Here is a 16108-nt window from a genome sequence, read left to right on the forward strand (position 1 = left end):
CCAGTGGCACACGTTCGTGAGATTGCTTGCCAGTGCCACACGTCCGGGCAGATACCCGCTACTTCGTCTAGGGCGATTCTCCGCGATCCGATAGAATTCGCGCGCTCCGACTATAACCAACCCGATTGGTTCGTGTAAGGCGACTCGCTATGCGGCATCACGGATGGCTGCCGATCGCGGCTGCGTGCCTGCTGGCTGCCCTGGCAAGCGTGGCCTTTGGCCAGATCGATGTGCGCCATTCGCCGCGGGGCGAATCGTTCGGCACGCTGCGCGATCTCGCGCCCGTCGCGCTGCCGGATTCTCCGCCGGGGACCATTCAATCCGCCGCTACGCCACCCGACGACGATCGAGCGCGCCATGAACTGCTGGCCGCCTCATACCGCAACGACGCGACGATCAACGATCTTGAATTCGCCGACGCGAAGAATGGTTGGGCCGTCGGCGATGCGGGCGTCATTTGGCACACCACCGACGGCGGCCGACTGTGGCAGCAGCAAGCCTCGGGGGTTGCCTGTCGCCTTCAATCCGTCGAGTTCGCCGACGCCAAGACAGGCTGGGCTGCCGGCGGACGAACCGATCCCTACACCCATGTCACCAGCGGTGTTCTGCTCCGCACTCGCGACGGCGGCGAGCATTGGATGCCGGGCGACAAGCTTCTGCTGCCGGCCTTGCGGCGCATCCAGTTCTTTTCGGCGACGCGTGGCTGCGCGATCGGCCCGGCATCGGCCCTGTATCCCTGCGGATTGTTCTTTACCGACGACGGCGGCCGGCAATGGTCGCCGCTTCCGACCGCTGATGCGGCCGATTGCGTTGCCGGAAGTTTTTCGAATGTCGGCCAAGGGGCTGTCGCACTTGCCGACGGCCGGCTGGCGGTCGTGCGAGACGGTCGGATCCGGGCGATCGATTGCCCGGCGCTCGGATTGACCACCGTGCGGCAGATGCAATTCTCAGGGCCGATGGTCGGTTGGCTGGTTGGCGATGGTGGGCTCGTGCAAAGAACCAGCGATGGCGGACAGACTTGGCAAGCGTCTCACTGGCAGACGGCGCTTGCCAGTGGCACACCAGCAGGGGATATTCGGCAGCAGTTCGATTTCGCCGCGGTCGCCGTCCGCGGTTCGCAAGTCTGGATTGCCGGCTCGCCGGGCGACCGAGTGTTTCATTCGCCCGACGGCGGCCGAACGTGGCTCGCGGCCGACACGCAACAGTCGGTCCCGATCGGCGCGATTACATTCCTCGACGATCTTCACGGCTGGTGCGCGGGCGCGCTCGGCACGATCGAAACCAGCGACGACGGCGGCCGGACATGGCGGCGGCAGCGAGCCGGGGGCGAGCGCGTCGCGCTTTTGGGCATCTTCAGCGAACCGAGCGACGTGCCGCTCGAGCTCTTCGCTCGCCAATCGGCCGCCGACGGCTATCTCTGCGCGGTCGAAGTGATCAATCGCCGCGATGTGGAAACGCATGGGCCGAGTGAAGCTTCGCAGCAAGATCGAATGCAAGAAGCGCTCGCGTCGCTAGGCATTGCCCGGACGAAAATCGCGTGGCAGTTTCCACTCCGCCAGCCCGGCATCGATCTACCGCGGCCCGCAACGACGGCGGTTTGGGATCAGGCCGTCGACGCCGATGGAATGGCAGCGCTCGACGCGTATCTCGTGCGGCAGATTCGCATGTGGCGGCCGAGCGTGGTCGTGACATCGGATCACAATGATCTGTCGCGCACCGGCGAATGGCTTTTGCAACGCGCGGTGGTGCAGGCGGTTCAACACGCCGCCGATCCGGCGTTCGACAAGCGCACGCTCTCCTGGACCGTCGCACGGATGTTCGCGGCCTTGGCTCCCGGGGCGGTTGGTTCCGTGAATATCGGCAGCTCGCAACTGTCGCCGCGGCTCGGACAATCGCTGGCTGAATTGACCTGGCAGCCGCGGGGATTGATCTTCGAGCGTTATTCGGCTGCCCCGGCGTCGACGGCGTTTCAATCGCTGGAAAACATGGCGGGCATCGATGCCGGGCCCGGCACCGGACTCGGCGATTTCTTTGGCGGGCTGGGCTTGCGGCCGGGCAGCGAAGCTCGCCGCGAGTTGCCACAACCGGCGCTCGAAGTCGTCGCCGCGTTGCGTCGGTCCGCACAGCAACGTCGCAACGCACAGGGAATTCTCAAACGCACCGCCGAGATCGCGCCCCCCGGCTGGCTCGCGCAAGTCGGCGACCTCACCGCCGCAATGGATGCCACGAGCGCCGGCGAAACGTTGTTTCAACTTGCCGAACACGATGCGAATGGCGGCCAATGGGAGTCGGCCACGCAATTGTTTGAACTGCTCGTGAATCAATACCCGCGCCATCCGCTCGCCCTCCCCGCCGAACGCTGGCTTTTGCAGGCGTATGCCTCGAGCGTGGCCGAGCATCAATCGCCGCCGCACGCCGATGCTGTCGACGTTGCGGCCGGCGGCCAGCCGGGTGCACCGCCAAAAAGCCGACCGCAGAAGGCGCTCGAAATCGCTCGGCAAATCGAGCGATTTTCCCCCGCGCTGTATGCGGAGCCCACGGTGCGATTTCCGCTGGCTGCGGCGTTTCGTCGGCTCGGCGCGCCGCGCGAAGCGGAGCGCGTCTTGGCCGGCATACGCTCCGGGCCGCACGACGCCTGGTGGTCGTGTGCCGAGGCGGAAAATTGGCTCGCCGAGCCGCGCGGCCCGGCGCCCAAACGCGTGTGGCATTGCGCGAGGGTCGACGCTCGGCCGCGGCTCGACGGATCGCTCGACGACCCGATGTGGCAGCGGACCGAGCCGGTCGAACTGCACAGTCCGCTGGCCGACGACACCGATTGGCATGCCACGGCCCGGCTGGCTTGCGACGCTCAATTTCTCTATTTGGCCGTGAAGTGTCAGAAATCGGCGACGGTCCATTACGATTCGCCCCAATCTCCGCGGCCGCGGCAAGCGGATCTCTCGGCGCACGATCGAATCGATTTGCTGCTTTCGCCGGATCGCGACTATACGAGCTATTATCGCTTGTCGATCGATCATCGCGGCTGGGTGAGCAGCGGTTGCTGGAACGGCGCGCCGTGGCAGCCGACGTGTTATGTCGCGAATGCTGCCGACGAGCGAAGCTGGACCATTGAAGCCGCGATTCCCTGGGACCAATTGATCGCGCGTCCGCCGGCCGGCGCCGGAGCGCGCTACGAGCCGTGGGCCGTCAATCTTCAGCGCACGATACCCGCGGTCGGCTTCCAAAGTTGGTCGAATCCGGCGTCGGTACAGATTCGCCCGGAAGGCATGGGCATTCTGACCTTTGAGCCCAGCGCCGCCGCGAAACCAAGCGCCCCGAGCACCGCGCGATAATTTTCAGACTGCGAGTCGACCATGCGAAAAAACAGGAGCCCGCAGCGCCAGCAAGGCAGCGTGAGTCCGATTCCCTTGCTAGCGCGGCGGGCTCCTGCCGCAACCGCTGGGCGCCATGCCCACGGCACACGAGGGCGAAATTGCCTCGCCAAGTTTCATCGGCCCTGGCTATAATGCGGCCGTTGTGATCTCGGTCTGCCGTGCCGTCCTCAAAGCCTGTAGCCTGCAGCCTTCCTCCCCATGCCCTTTCTCATCGGCACTGATGAAGCCGGTTACGCACCGAATCTCGGGCCGCTCGTGATATCGGCCACGGTTTGGGAAGTGGCCGACGATTGTGCCGACGATCGACTGTACAAGCCGCTCCGAAAAGTGGTGTGCAATTGCGCCGATCGGGCCAATGCGAAGCGCGTGGCTTGGGCCGATTCCAAAGCGATCTATTCGCCGGCGATCGGCTTGAGCGTTTTGGAGCGCGGCGTGCTCGCGGCGCTTGCGCTTTGCGCCCGAACGCCGGCCGATTGGCGGCAATTATGGCATGCGCTCGATCCGCATTTGGCCGGCGAATTGGATGCATTGCCTTGGCACATCGGTTTCAATTCGCCGTTGCCGCTCGCCACCGCGCTGGAGGACTTGGAATCGCTTGTTCCTGCCGTGAATGCCGGGTTGGCGAAGGCGGGCGTGCGGCTGCTGGCAGTTTACAGTCGGGCCGTGTTTCCCGAACGGTTCAACCATCTGGCCGAGTCGCATGGCAACAAGGCCGAGTTGCTTTCGCGCTCCACCCTCGAACTGATCGCGGCAGCGATGGCACAATTGCCGAGCGAGCCGCGTCGGCCGGTGCGCGTGATCTGCGATCGGCATGGCGGACGGGCTCGCTATCGGTCCCTCTTGCAGCAACAGTTTGCCGACAATCTTGTGCAGGTTTGCCAGGAAAGCGCCACCGAGAGCACCTACACGTGGGGCACGGCCGAGAACCGCGTGGACGTTCGCTTCCAAGTGCAAGGCGAAACATATTTGCCGGTGGCCGTAGCATCGATGGCGTCGAAATATCTGCGCGAAGCGGCGATGCTCGCCTTCAACCGCTTCTGGTGCGCAAAAGTGCCCGAACTCCGGCCGACGGCAGGCTATCCGCTCGATGCTCGGCGTTTCAAAACCGAGATCGAACCGGCCCAGCGTGCTCTCGGCCTCCACGACCGCATGCTTTGGCGGAATTGCTAACCACGCCGTCCGAATACTAGCCCGAAGCGTCAGCGAGGAAGAACTTTCGCAGGACGTATTCTTGCACCGTGTGCCACTCGCGACTACCGTGTGCCACTGGCGACTACCGTGTGCCACTGGCAAGCGCAGTCTGCCAGTGCGGCGCCGCGAGTTCGCATTCGCTTGCTCACAAACTCGGTTGCGATCCCAGCCGGCGACGATCCTCATGCAGGTCAACCACCCGCGGCGCTTCCACTGGCAGACTTCGCTTGCCAGTGGCACACCGAGTCGACACCACCGAAGAAAGGGAACGTCTGTTAGCGGCGCCCCTCGCTGACGCTTCGGGCTAGTGTTTTCGAGATCAGGTCAACACCGCGTAGCGATCGGCCATGTCTTCCAACGAAATCGGTTGGATCTTGGCGCCGTTGCCGGCCTGGCCGAATGCGATCATGCGAGCGGCACAAACTTTTTTCATCGCGTCGCGAGCCGGCTTGAGATACGCCCGGGGGTCGAACTCTTCCGGATGCTCGGCCAGCACCTTGCGGATCGCGCCGGTGATGGCCATGCGATTATCGGTGTCGACATTGATTTTCCGCACGCCGTGGGCAATGCCGCGCTGAATCTCCTCGACCGGGACGCCCCACGTCTGCGGCATGCGGCCGCCGTATTTATTGATCACATCTTGCAATTCCTGCGGTACCGACGACGAGCCGTGCATCACCAGATGGCAATTCGGCAACCGGCGATGAATGGCCTCGATGCGATCCATTGCCAGAACGGCGCCGTCGGGCTTGCGCGTGAATTTATAGGCGCCATGGCTGGTGCCGATCGCCACGGCCAAGGCATCGACTCCGGTGTCGGCGACGAACCGCTCGGCTTCATCCGGATCGGTCAGCAATTGATCGTGCGACAGCGTCCCCTCGGCTCCGTGGCCATCTTCAGCTTCGCCCTTGCCGCTTTCGAGCGAACCGAGACAGCCGAGCTCGCCTTCCACCGACACGCCCACGCGATGCGCCAGTTCGACGACTTCGCGCGTGACGCGAACGTTGTAGTCGTAGTCGGCGGGCGATTTGCCGTCGTCTTTCAGCGAGCCGTCCATCATCACGCTGGTGAAGCCGTTTTCGATGGCGCTGCGGCAGGTGGCCGGGCTATTGCCGTGGTCCTGATGCATGGCAATCGGAATTTTCGGATACAGCTCGGCGGCAGCGAGCATCAGGTGGCGAAGATAATTGTCTTGCGAAAACTTGCGAGCCCCGCGCGACGCCTGCACGATCACGGGCGAATCGGTTTCGGCGGCGGCTTCCATGATGGCCTGGATCTGCTCCATGTCGTTCACGTTGAAGGCGGCCAGGCCGTAGTTGTGCTCGGCCGCATGATCCAAAAGCAACCGCATGGGAACCAATGGCATAACGGATCACTCCTTAAGCAAAAAATCGCCGAGCCTAAACCTCGACTCCGCATCACCGCGCTCGGCGTCAACGGGCCGCCGCGGCATATTTTAAGCAACCGGCATCCGCTTCGACAATGGACCGGGGAGACGGCAAGAGCAGGCAACGAAGGCAGGCGTAGGCAGACGAAGGCAGGCGTAGGCAGACGAAGGCATGTGAAGGCAGACGAAGGCAGCTCACGCGGAGACGCGGGGGACGCGGAGAAAGGAAGAACGGAGGGAAGTTATTTCCGCAGACGGATGACATACGTGGCGCAGCGGGCGCTTCCGATCTGACGGTGCGACAAGCCGATTATCTTTATTTCTCCGTGTCCTCCGCGACTCCGCGTGAGATGCTTCGTGGTATTACTTAACCGAGACAGGGATCGCGGTCGGCTTTTGCCCATCGGCCGGCGGGTTGCCGGGCTTGGGTTCGGCCGGAGCGACGGCTTGGGCGAAGAGATCGTCGAATTTGGATTTCGCCAAGCGGATCATCAGCAGTTTTTGCTCCACGCGGCCGGACCCCGGCTCGGTGAACAGATAATGCCCCAGGCTGCCCGAGCGCTGCGGAATGCTGCTGAGCAGGAGCGTTTGGTTCGGGGCCAGTACGATGTCGGTTTTGAGCCGTTCGAACACTTGTTTCGGCCTGCCGGATTCGAGGCGGAACATGCCATCGTCGCCGACCCATTGCTGGCGAGGCTCGCCATATTCCAAATTCGGAGTCAGCGAAAGGCGCACGCGTCCGTCGGCCTGCGGATCGACTTGCACGACCAATAGCCCCTGGGCCTTGGGATAGGTTTTCCCATGCAGTTGGCCGTCGTCGAGCGTCAGCAGCGAGATTTGATCGTAGATTCCGGAGGTGACGATTTTTCCCGGCCGGCCGCGGTGGAGCTGCATGCGCGAGCGGCGCACCGGCGCTTCGCCTTGCATTTTAGCGGCGGTGGCGGCCGGGGAGGTCGGATCCTCGCCGGCCGAGAGCCGGCGCGATAGCACTTCGGGCAATTGCCCGCCGATCAAGCCGGCGCGCAAGCCGTTGGCCGACAACTCGCGGCGCAAATCGGCGGAGAAGCCCTGCTCGTCCACCTGGTTCCAAAGCGTGTCGCCCAATTCCGAATCGCCGGCAGGAACGCGAAACAGCACGACTTCCAGATCGGCGGCATCGGTGGCGAGCGTCAGGGGCGTAAGCAGCGGTTTTCCCGCCGGCGCAGGCGTGATCCACCGGCAGCCCGCCAAAAACGGCGCGCACGACCAGACGACCGCCAGCAGCCGCCAGAGGAGCAGATTGCGCATGAAACCCGAGAAGAGTTTGGTCGAACCGAATGCCTCGCGGGGCGAAAATCCGCGGAAAGGATTAGGTCGCAAAGAGTAAATGCGAGGACCAAAGCGGTCAATGGCAGATCGGGATCGATGTGTGATGCCTAGCTAGCACGATCATTTTGGCGACGCTGACGACCCAATCGCCTGATGCCGCGCATGGCTGTTCTCCAGATCCTTCTGACGAGCAACCTCCGAGCCTTGTGACGGCGGCAAAAGAATTCGGGTCAAGGCCGGATCGATCGATCGTGGTTTGCCAAAGCACGCGGCGATCGGCAAGCGAGATGGCCGTCAACGCCAGCTTTGCGGGTTTGTTGTTGACGCCACGGATCGCGGGCGGCCGGACATGTAAATCGCGCGATCGTGCTAGAACCAACGGTGGGGCCCCGGGCACGCGGAAGAAACCCGAGATCGCGAAAAGACGATCGATGGAGAGGACTTACGTCGCGGCGGATTCGATTTTCGGGGCCTGCGAGCGCTGGGTTTCGCGGTCGCGTACGCCGACGAATTCGAGAATCGCCCGGGTGCCGGCGTCGCCCAAGCGGGGCTTGGCCAGCCGCATGATCCGCGTGTAGCCGCCGGGACGATCGGTGAATCGCGGCGCCACGGTTTCGAACAGCACGCGAACCGCTTGCTTGTCGCGCAGGATCGCGAGCACGCGGCGGCGAGCGTTCACCAGCGGGGCGATCGCCCGGTTCCACTTCTGCCATTCCTCCCCCTTGCGCCATGCCAGCCATGCGTCCGTGTTGCGGGCGGCCGTCGTGGCGAAGGGGCGTGCTTCCTCTGCGGCCAGCAAGCCGCGCTTGGCCATCGTGATGCAGCGCTCGACGAAGGGCCGAACTTCCTTCGCCTTTTCGAGCGTTGTGATGATGCGCCCCTTGACCTTTGGCTCGTTATCGTCCGGGCTGAAATCGCGCGCCTTCTTGCGCGTGTTCGATAACCGCAACACGGCAAGCGGAACTTCACGCTCGGTGAGGATCAGCGCGGAGGCCAGATTGCGCAAGAGCGCCACACGATGGCTCGGAGAACGGCCTAGAACGCGGCCTTTTTTGCGATGTCGCATGGCAGTTTCAGGGGGAAAGCGGTGATAAAAATCGGGGCAGTTCGAATTTGCTTCAACTTGCAGCGAGCAGACCAGACACGCGGATCAAGCGCCGCTGGTGGCAGGCATGCGCATGCCGAGCCGCAGGCCCATTTCGGTCAACTTGTCGCGAACCTCGCGCAACGTCGTATCGCCGAAATTGCGCACGTCCATCAGTTGGTCTTCCGTGCGGCTGACCAACTCGCGGACGGTGTGGATATTCTCGTTTTCCAAGCAATTCGTGGCCCGGACGGAGAGCTTCAACTCGGCAAGGCTCATGTTCAGCTTCGCTTCGCTGGCGGGCTCGCCGAGTACGCCGGCCCCACGGCCAACCGCGCTGACGCGCGAGCCGAGCTCGTTGTATTGCACGAACGGGTTCAAATGCTTGCGGAGAATCTTGGCCGATTCCACGAGCGCCATTTCGGGACCGATCGATCCGTTGGTCCAGATTTCGAGCGTCAGCTTGTCGTAGTTGGTCTTTTGGCCGACGCGCGTTTCCTCGATTTCATAACGCACGCGAACCACCGGGCTGAACGAGGCATCGATGGGGATAATGCCGATTTCCTGGACATTCGGGCTGTGGTCGGTCGAGGCCACGTAGCCGCGGCCGTTTTCCACGACCATTTCCATCACGAACGGCACATCGTCGGTAAGCGTGGCGATGATATGGTGCTTGTTGATCACTTCGACCGAGTCGTCGGTTTGGATATCGGCCCCGGTGATCACGCCGCGCTTGTTCTTCTCCAAGCGGATGACTTTGGTCGTTTCGCTGTAGTTCTTGACCACGAGGGCCTTCACGTTCAGCACGACATCGGTCATGTCTTCGACGATGCCGGGAAGCGTGGTGAATTCGTGCTTGACGTTGTGGATGTTGATTTGCGTGACGGCGCTTCCTTCCAGGCTGGAGAGAAGGATGCGTCGGAGGCTATTGCCGATCGTCACGCCGAAGCCGCGCTCGAACGGTTCGACGACGAACTTGCCGTAGGTCGGCGAGAGAGTTTTCGTGTCGCAATCGACAGTGCTGGGCAGTTCCAGCCCTCGCCAGCGGATATGCATTTCGGGCCTCCCAAGAAGGCAATGGTAAAAGAATCGCACGATGAGCGCCGAACCGGACCCACGCGGGGCGGTGCGGCAGGCAGCATTCGGCTGCGGCGGCTCGGAGACGCTTGCCGAGCCGAAAAAATCTCTACTTCGAACACAATTCGACGATCAAATTCGGCTGCACCGGAATCGAAACATCCTCGGCCGTCGGCAACCGGCTTACGCGCCCCTCGGGCACCGGGCCATCGGTGCGCGAAAGGAAGTCGGGCACATCACGATTAAAGTCCGACATGTTAGCCAACACCGATTGCAGACTCTTGGCCCGATTCTTGACGCGGATCAAATCGTTGGCCTTCACCAGGTAGCTGGGGATGTCGACACGATGGCCATTGACGGTGATATGCCCATGAGCGATCAACTGCCGGGCCTGTGCCCGCGATTGGCCGAAGCCGAGCCGGTGGACGATATTATCCAGCCGCCGCTCGAGCAGCATCATCAGGGCTTCGCCGGTGTTGCCCTTTCCCTTTTCGGCCCGGGCAAAATACCCCCGGAATTGCCGTTCAAGAACGCCGTAGTAATGCTTGACCTTCTGCTTTTCGCGAAGATGCACGCCGTAGTCGGTGAGCTTGCCGCGGCGGGCCTGATTCATGCCCGGGGGCGTATCGCGGCGCTCGATCGCGCATTTGGGCGTATCGCAGCGCGATCCCTTCAAAAACAATTTCAGGCCGTCGCGACGGCACAAACGGCAAACGGGGCCAGTAGTCCGAGCCATGCGGGAAGTAGGGTCAGGGGTTAGGGTGAGGGGTTAGGACGAGGCACACAGGGTGCGCTTGCTGCGTTGCTATACGCGGCGTTTCTTCGGCGGGCGGCAACCGTTGTGCGGCAGCGGGGTCACGTCTTCGATCGATTTGATGGTCAGGCCGGCGGATTGCAGGGCCGTAATGGCGCTTTCGCGTCCGCCGCCGGGCCCTTTCACGCGCACTTCCAACTCCTTGACGCCGAATTTCGCCGCCTTCTCGGCACATTGCTGGGCGGCACATTGGCCGGCGAACGGAGTGCTCTTACGGCTTCCCTTGAAGCCACAGGTTCCACCGCTGGCCCAACACAGGGCATCGCCCTTCGTGTCGGTAATCGTGACGGTCGTGTTGTTGAAGCTCGCCTTGATATGGGCGATGCCGACGGTGACATTGCGCCGCGCCTTGCGCCGTTTACTCTTTGCTACTGCCATATTCGATCCTCACCTTTGCAATCGCTCGCGCGTGCCTGCTATCGATATTCTTTCAGCGTGTCTTGCAGCTCTGTTCGTTGTGTCGCCCTAAACCCGCTTTTCCGCATTGCCGTTCGACATTCGTCCTTCGGCATTTGCCCTTGCTACTTCATGTCCTTGACGCCCTTCTTGCCGGCCACGGTTTTCTTCGGGCCCTTGCGGGTGCGGGCGTTGGTGCGGGTCCGCTGGCCGCGAACCGGCAATCCGCGACGATGGCGAATTCCCCGGTAGCAATTGATGTCGCGAAGCCGCGAAATATTTTGCGACAATTGCCGGCGAAGCTGACCTTCGACGACATAGTCTTTATCCATCAGCGCCGCCAGGCGGGCCAATTCGTCTTCGTGCAGATCGCGAGCCTGGCCGAGCGGATCGACGCCCGCCTTATGGCACAACTCGCGGGCAATCTGCGGGCCGACGCCATACAGATATTGCAGCGAGAAGACCGTCTTCTTGTCGCTCGGAATGTCGACGCCCAACAAACGTGGCATGGGGGCGGAGGGGGGTGAGGGTGAGGGTGAGGGGTTAGAAAGCGGGGGGCTACGCGTAAACGCGGTTGGCCCCCGATTTATCCTGGGTTTATCCTTGGCGCTGTTTGTGGCGGGGGTCGCTCTTGCAGACAACGAACACCACGCCCCGGCGGCGCACGATCTTGCACTTCTCGCAAATTCGCTTAATGCTGGCGCGGACCTTCATAAACGCTCACCTTCCCCTCGCAACCGAGTCATGGTCCAAAGCGACTCAATATACGCCGCTGGCCCTCTACCCTTCAAGGGCCTTTATTTTGAATTTCGCTTTCGGCCGACAAAATGCGTGCCAAATCGATATTGTTTTCACATCCCCGGCGACGCCGAACCGCACCCTCGCGACGCTAAGCCCGCGACGATTCCGATTTCAGCTCCTGCAATTCTTCCGCGGTCGGCGGGCCGGTGAGCACCCACGGGCCATCGGCCGTTATCGCGATCGTGTGCTCGAAATGGGCGCTCGGCTTGCCATCGGCCGTCGATTGCGTCCAATGGTCGGGCATTTCCTTGGTTTTCTTTGTGCCCATGTTCACCATCGGCTCGACCGCGATCACCAAGCCCGATTCGAGGCGAAAATCGTTGTTTCGCCGCAATTGCGGGCTGACGAAATTCGGCACCTGCGGCTCTTCGTGCATCTTCTGGCCGATGCCATGGCCTACGAAATTCTCGACGACCGAAAACCCGTTGTCGCGCACGTAGCTGGCCATTTCGCGGGCCACTTCGCTCCAGCGCGTCTTGCTGGCCATCAATTCAATCGCCAGATTCAACACGCCGCTGGTGATGTCGAGCAGCTTCTGCACATCCGCCGTCACGCGTCCGACCGGAAACGTGATCGCCGAATCGCCGCACCAGCCGTTGAGCCGGCAGCCGGTGTCGACGCTCACCACGTCTCCCTCTTTCAGCGCCCGGCGGCCGGGAATCCCGTGCACCACCTCTTCGTTGACCGAGATGCAGGTGCTTGCCGGGAACGGCACCCGGCCTGGCACGCCCTTGAAAAGCGGAGTCGCCTGCCGCGATTCAAAGAAGCGATCGACCACTTCATCGATCGCGGCGGTGGTAGCGCCCGGCCGAACGGCTTCGCCCGCCAATTGCAGCGCCTCCCAGACCACGAGGCCTGCGCGGCGCATTTGCAGAAGTTCGCGATGCGACCGTAACGTAACCACGCCCAACCTCACTACCGCCGCAACTCGTCCAAAACGGCCTGGATGCGGGCGAACACCTCATCCGGTTGTCCTAGGCCGTCGACCGAGTGCAGCAATCCTTGTTTCCGATAAAAATCCAACAGCGGCTCGGTCTGCTTGCGATAAGCCACGAGCCGCTGGCGAATCACCTCGGGCTGATCGTCGGCCCGGCCGCGGGCCGCCAGCCGCTTCACAAGCGCCTCTTCGTCTACCCGCAATTCTATGACGCCGTCTAGTGGCTGCTTCCTAACCGTCAGCATTTCGTCGAGCGATTCCGCTTGAGCGACCGTGCGGGGAAAGCCGTCCAACAAACATCCAGCCGCACAATCGGCGTCCGACAGCCGCCGAGCGACGATTGCCACCACCAGCGAATCGGGCACCAAGTCGCCGCGACTCATGTATTCCTGCGCCGACAGTCCCTCGGGCGTTTGTTTGCGAACCGCTTCCCGCAGCATGTCGCCCGTCGAAAGGTGCGGGATCTTCAGGTAGGCCAGCAATCGCTCGGCCTGGGTTCCCTTGCCCGCTCCCGGCGGACCGATAAATATGATTCGCATGCGAGGGTGGGGGTTAGGCGGCACGGGTAACGTTTAATTTTACGGCGATGACCGGTTCGGCACCGCACGCGCGAAGCCGCAAGCGAGCCTCCGACCACGCTCGGTAGGGAAACTCGCTTACGGTTTTGCGCATCGCTCCCGCCTAAACTCTCCGCAGCCGCGCTTCTATTCCAGCAATCCCTTGTAATTTCGCATGATGAGGTGACTGTCGATTTGCTGCACCAGGTCGAAGGCAACACTGACGATGATCAACAGCCCCGTTCCGCCGAAAAAGCTGGACACATTCGGCGGCACGCCCATCAGGCTTCCAACGATCGTCGGGATGATAGCGACGACTGCCAAAAAGCCGGCCCCGACATACGTAATCCGCACCATGACACGTTCCAAATGGTCCGACGTGCGCCGTCCGGGCCGATAGCCGGGGATAAACGTGCCGTGGTCTTTCATATTGTCGGCCATCTCCTTCGGATTGAAGGTGATCGCCGTCCAGAAATAGCAGAAGAAATAAATCAACACGATGTAAAGGACGTTGTAGGAGAACGAGCTGCCGCGCTGCAACGAATCGTGCAGGCCCTCCCAGATCCCGTGCCAAATCGACGGCTCTCCTTTGGTCGCCGAGCTGACATTTTCGAGCCAGCCGAAAATCATCTGCGGAAACAACAGCAAGCTGCTGGCAAAAATGATCGGCATGACGCCCGATTGATTCACTCGCAGCGGCAGATATTCGCGCGTGCCGCCGAACACGCGCCGGCCGCGCACGTGCTTGGCATGTTGCGTGGGGATGCGCCGCTGCGCGCGCTCGATATACACCACCCCCGCCACGACGCCGATAAACAGCAGTATCAGCCCGATCAGCACCTCGATCCCTTTCTTGCCGCCGCTGCTGCCGAGCTCGAAGCGAGTGACCTTAAGCATTTCAAGGCCCGCGGTCGGCATGCGGGCCAAGATGCCGGCCATGATCAACAAGCTGATGCCGTTGCCGATGCCGAATTCGTCGATCTGTTCGCCGAGCCACATCAAGAAGATCGTGCCGGCGGTCATGGTGAGAATCGTCACCACGATCCAGCCGAAATGGACCGACTGCGTCGCTTGGTCGAAGAAATAGGGATTCACCAATCGGCCGTTGTTGCCGAGGAGATAAAACTTCACGTAGCCCCAGGTTTGCACCAGGCAGATGAAAACGGTGAGATACCGCGTGTATTCGTTGATTTTCTTTTGCCCGCTTTCGCCCTCCTTGCGGAGCTTCTCGAGCGGCTCCCAGACGCTTCCCAAAAGCTGGAAGATAATCGATGCCGAGATATACGGCATGATCCCGAGGCCGAAGATCGTCACCACGTTCAACTGGCTGGCGCTGAAGATGGCCACGGCGTTGAATAAATCGGTGACGCCGCCGGTGCCGGCGCCTTGCTCCGAGACGCGCCGCATCTCGGCCTGATTGACGATCGGCAGCGGCACCGCGAAGCCGATCCGATAGATGGCCAATAGCGCGAGCGTCAGCAGAATTTTCTTCCGCAGCTCGGGGATCGTGAAAATCGAGCGGATTTTATCAAACATGATTGCGCTCCATCCCTAGCTGCCAAGTCACCGAAAAACCGCCCGACGCATTCGTTCGCCGGGAAGATCACTTCCGGATTACCGCGCGTCCTTTTTCGCGGCCATCTTGTTCTTTTGCACCGGGGCCGGTTCCGGCAACACGATCGCCTCGCCGCCGGCTTGCTGAATCTTCGCCAGCGCGGCTTCGCTAAATCGATGTGCCGAGATCTTCAGCGGCTTGGTTAGTTGACCATCCGCCAGCACTTTCAGCAACTCGAATCGGCCTTTAAGCACGCCCTTGGCCTTGAGCGATTCGGGAGTGACCGCTTCGCCGTCGGCAAACACGGCATCGATGCGGCCGAGATTGACCGACACCACGTCGCGGCCCCATTGGTTGTGAAACCCGCGCTTCGGCACTCGCCGCACCAGCGGCATGCGGGCGCCTTCGAAAACCGGGTTGGCCGACCAGCCCGCCAACTGGCCCTGGCCTTTGTGTCCGCGGCCCGACGTTTTGCCGCGCCCCGAACCAGGCCCACGGCCGATCCGCAGACGCTTCTTGTGCTTGTGAATACCGCGATTGACGTCGTTCAATTTCATGTCAGTAATCTCATGTCAGCGAAACTCCTCGCAGGCGCTCGACTTCATGGCGCGTGCGCAATTTTTGTAAGGCGTCGACCGTTGCTTTCACCAGGTTCACCGGGTTGGTCGAGCCGTAGCACTTCGTCAAAACGTCGTGAATGCCCGACGCCTCGCAAACCGCCCGCACCGCAGCCCCCGCGATCACGCCGGTGCCGGGGCTGGCCGGGATCAGCACGACATTGGCGGCGCCAAATTGCCCGAGCACCCGATGCGGGATCGTGCCCGACTCGATCGGGAACTCGAACATGCTGCGGCTGCCGTCTTTGACGGCCTTTTCCACGCTGGGGGGCACTTCGTTGGCCTTGCCATAGCCCCAGCCGACTTTCCCCTTGCCATTGCCCACCACGACCATCGCGGCAAAGCTGAATCGCCGGCCGCCTTTGACCACCGCGGCGCAACGCTTGATCTTGATCACCTTGTCAATCAACTCGCCGCCACGACTCGAATCTTTCGCCACGGTAAACTCGCTGGGTGGAAGGCTACAGGCTTGAGACTGTAGGCCGAAGGTATGAATGGGAATTGTTGCCTGGGTGTCCCTCGCTAACGCTTCGGGCTAGTGTCCCTATACTAGCCCGAAGCGTTAGCGAGGGTGCACGACCGCACCCAATCGATTCCTACGAATCGAGGTATCTAAAACTGCAAACCGGCTTTTCTGGCGGCTTCGGCCAATGCGGCCACTCGGCCATGGAATTGGGCGCTGCCGCGGTCGAAACAAACCTTCGTGATCCCGGCCGCAACCGCCCGCTCGGCGACGGCCTTGCCGACCGCTTCCGCCGCGCCTTTGTTGCCGCCATACTTCAGGCCATCGCGCAGTTGCGTATCGCTCGTGCTCGCGGAGGCCAATGTGCGGCCTAGCGCGTCGTCGATCACCTGGGCATAGATGTGCTTGTGGCTGCGAAACACCGACAGCCGCGGACGCTCGGTCGAGCCCCGCACGCGCTTCCGCACCCGAAAGCTGCGACGCGTCCGTTGGCGATTGATGGCCTTTTCGTGATTCATGGCAATTTGCTATTCGATAAATCCAGCGA

Annotated in this window: 16 protein-coding genes; 2 read left to right on the plus strand and 14 right to left on the minus strand. The window is 62.0% G+C overall.

Features of this window, described 5'->3' with window-relative positions:
* Positions 1–149 precede the first annotated feature (149 nt).
* Together VHX65_15250 and VHX65_15255 are read left to right on the plus strand one after the other, a co-directional pair.
* Positions 150–3332, plus strand: a complete 3183-nt coding sequence (locus VHX65_15250; protein HEX3999906.1) for a YCF48-related protein — start codon at positions 150–152, stop codon at positions 3330–3332.
* Positions 3333–3572: 240 nt separating this feature from the next.
* Positions 3573–4544, plus strand: a complete 972-nt coding sequence (locus tag VHX65_15255; protein HEX3999907.1) for a hypothetical protein — start codon at positions 3573–3575, stop codon at positions 4542–4544.
* A gap of 340 nt (positions 4545–4884) precedes the next feature.
* Here the strand turns inward: VHX65_15255 and fba are convergent, their stop codons facing one another.
* The 14 genes from fba to rplR all read right to left on the minus strand — a co-directional run bounded on the left by fba (position 4885) and on the right by rplR (position 16079).
* The gene (gene fba, locus VHX65_15260; GenBank protein ID HEX3999908.1) at positions 4885–5931 is read right to left on the minus strand and encodes a class II fructose-bisphosphate aldolase; all 1047 of its coding nucleotides are present in this window, start codon (positions 5929–5931) and stop codon (positions 4885–4887) included.
* 384 nt (positions 5932–6315) lie between these two features.
* Positions 6316–7239: a hypothetical protein gene (locus VHX65_15265; GenBank protein HEX3999909.1), complete on the minus strand. Its 924-nt coding sequence runs from the start codon at positions 7237–7239 to the stop codon at positions 6316–6318.
* A gap of 463 nt (positions 7240–7702) precedes the next feature.
* Positions 7703–8326 (minus strand): L17 family ribosomal protein, encoded by a 624-nt coding sequence (locus tag VHX65_15270; GenBank protein HEX3999910.1) that lies wholly within the window; start codon positions 8324–8326, stop codon positions 7703–7705.
* 84 nt (positions 8327–8410) lie between these two features.
* On the minus strand, positions 8411–9400 hold the full coding sequence (locus tag VHX65_15275) for a DNA-directed RNA polymerase subunit alpha (protein HEX3999911.1): 990 nt from the start codon (positions 9398–9400) through the stop codon (positions 8411–8413).
* A gap of 130 nt (positions 9401–9530) precedes the next feature.
* Entirely contained in the window at positions 9531–10157 is a 627-nt protein-coding gene (rpsD, locus tag VHX65_15280; GenBank protein HEX3999912.1) for a 30S ribosomal protein S4, read from the minus strand.
* A 69-nt stretch (positions 10158–10226) separates the two neighbouring features.
* Positions 10227–10613, minus strand: a complete 387-nt coding sequence (rpsK, locus tag VHX65_15285) for a 30S ribosomal protein S11 (protein HEX3999913.1) — start codon at positions 10611–10613, stop codon at positions 10227–10229.
* Between the two features lie 143 nt (positions 10614–10756).
* The gene (gene rpsM / locus VHX65_15290) at positions 10757–11140 is read right to left on the minus strand and encodes a 30S ribosomal protein S13 (GenBank protein HEX3999914.1); all 384 of its coding nucleotides are present in this window, start codon (positions 11138–11140) and stop codon (positions 10757–10759) included.
* Between the two features lie 88 nt (positions 11141–11228).
* A complete protein-coding gene (rpmJ, locus tag VHX65_15295) occupies positions 11229–11345 on the minus strand; it encodes a 50S ribosomal protein L36 (GenBank protein HEX3999915.1) in 117 nt (38 codons plus the stop codon).
* Between the two features lie 175 nt (positions 11346–11520).
* The gene (gene map / locus VHX65_15300; GenBank protein HEX3999916.1) at positions 11521–12336 is read right to left on the minus strand and encodes a type I methionyl aminopeptidase; all 816 of its coding nucleotides are present in this window, start codon (positions 12334–12336) and stop codon (positions 11521–11523) included.
* 11 nt (positions 12337–12347) lie between these two features.
* Positions 12348–12908: an adenylate kinase gene (locus tag VHX65_15305; protein ID HEX3999917.1), complete on the minus strand. Its 561-nt coding sequence runs from the start codon at positions 12906–12908 to the stop codon at positions 12348–12350.
* Between the two features lie 165 nt (positions 12909–13073).
* Positions 13074–14462 carry a preprotein translocase subunit SecY gene (gene secY, locus VHX65_15310; GenBank protein HEX3999918.1) on the minus strand — a complete coding sequence of 463 codons (1389 nt, stop codon included), beginning with the start codon at positions 14460–14462 and terminating at the stop codon, positions 13074–13076.
* A gap of 78 nt (positions 14463–14540) precedes the next feature.
* Positions 14541–15038, minus strand: coding sequence for a 50S ribosomal protein L15 (gene rplO / locus VHX65_15315; protein HEX3999919.1), 498 nt, complete (start codon positions 15036–15038; stop codon positions 14541–14543).
* 10 nt (positions 15039–15048) lie between these two features.
* A complete protein-coding gene (rpsE, locus tag VHX65_15320) occupies positions 15049–15537 on the minus strand; it encodes a 30S ribosomal protein S5 (protein HEX3999920.1) in 489 nt (162 codons plus the stop codon).
* Between the two features lie 173 nt (positions 15538–15710).
* On the minus strand, positions 15711–16079 hold the full coding sequence (gene rplR / locus VHX65_15325) for a 50S ribosomal protein L18 (GenBank protein HEX3999921.1): 369 nt from the start codon (positions 16077–16079) through the stop codon (positions 15711–15713).
* Between the last annotated feature and the right edge of the window lie 29 nt (positions 16080–16108).

This window comes from Pirellulales bacterium, assembly GCA_036267355.1.
Taxonomy (GTDB): Bacteria; Planctomycetota; Planctomycetia; order Pirellulales; family DATAWG01; genus DATAWG01.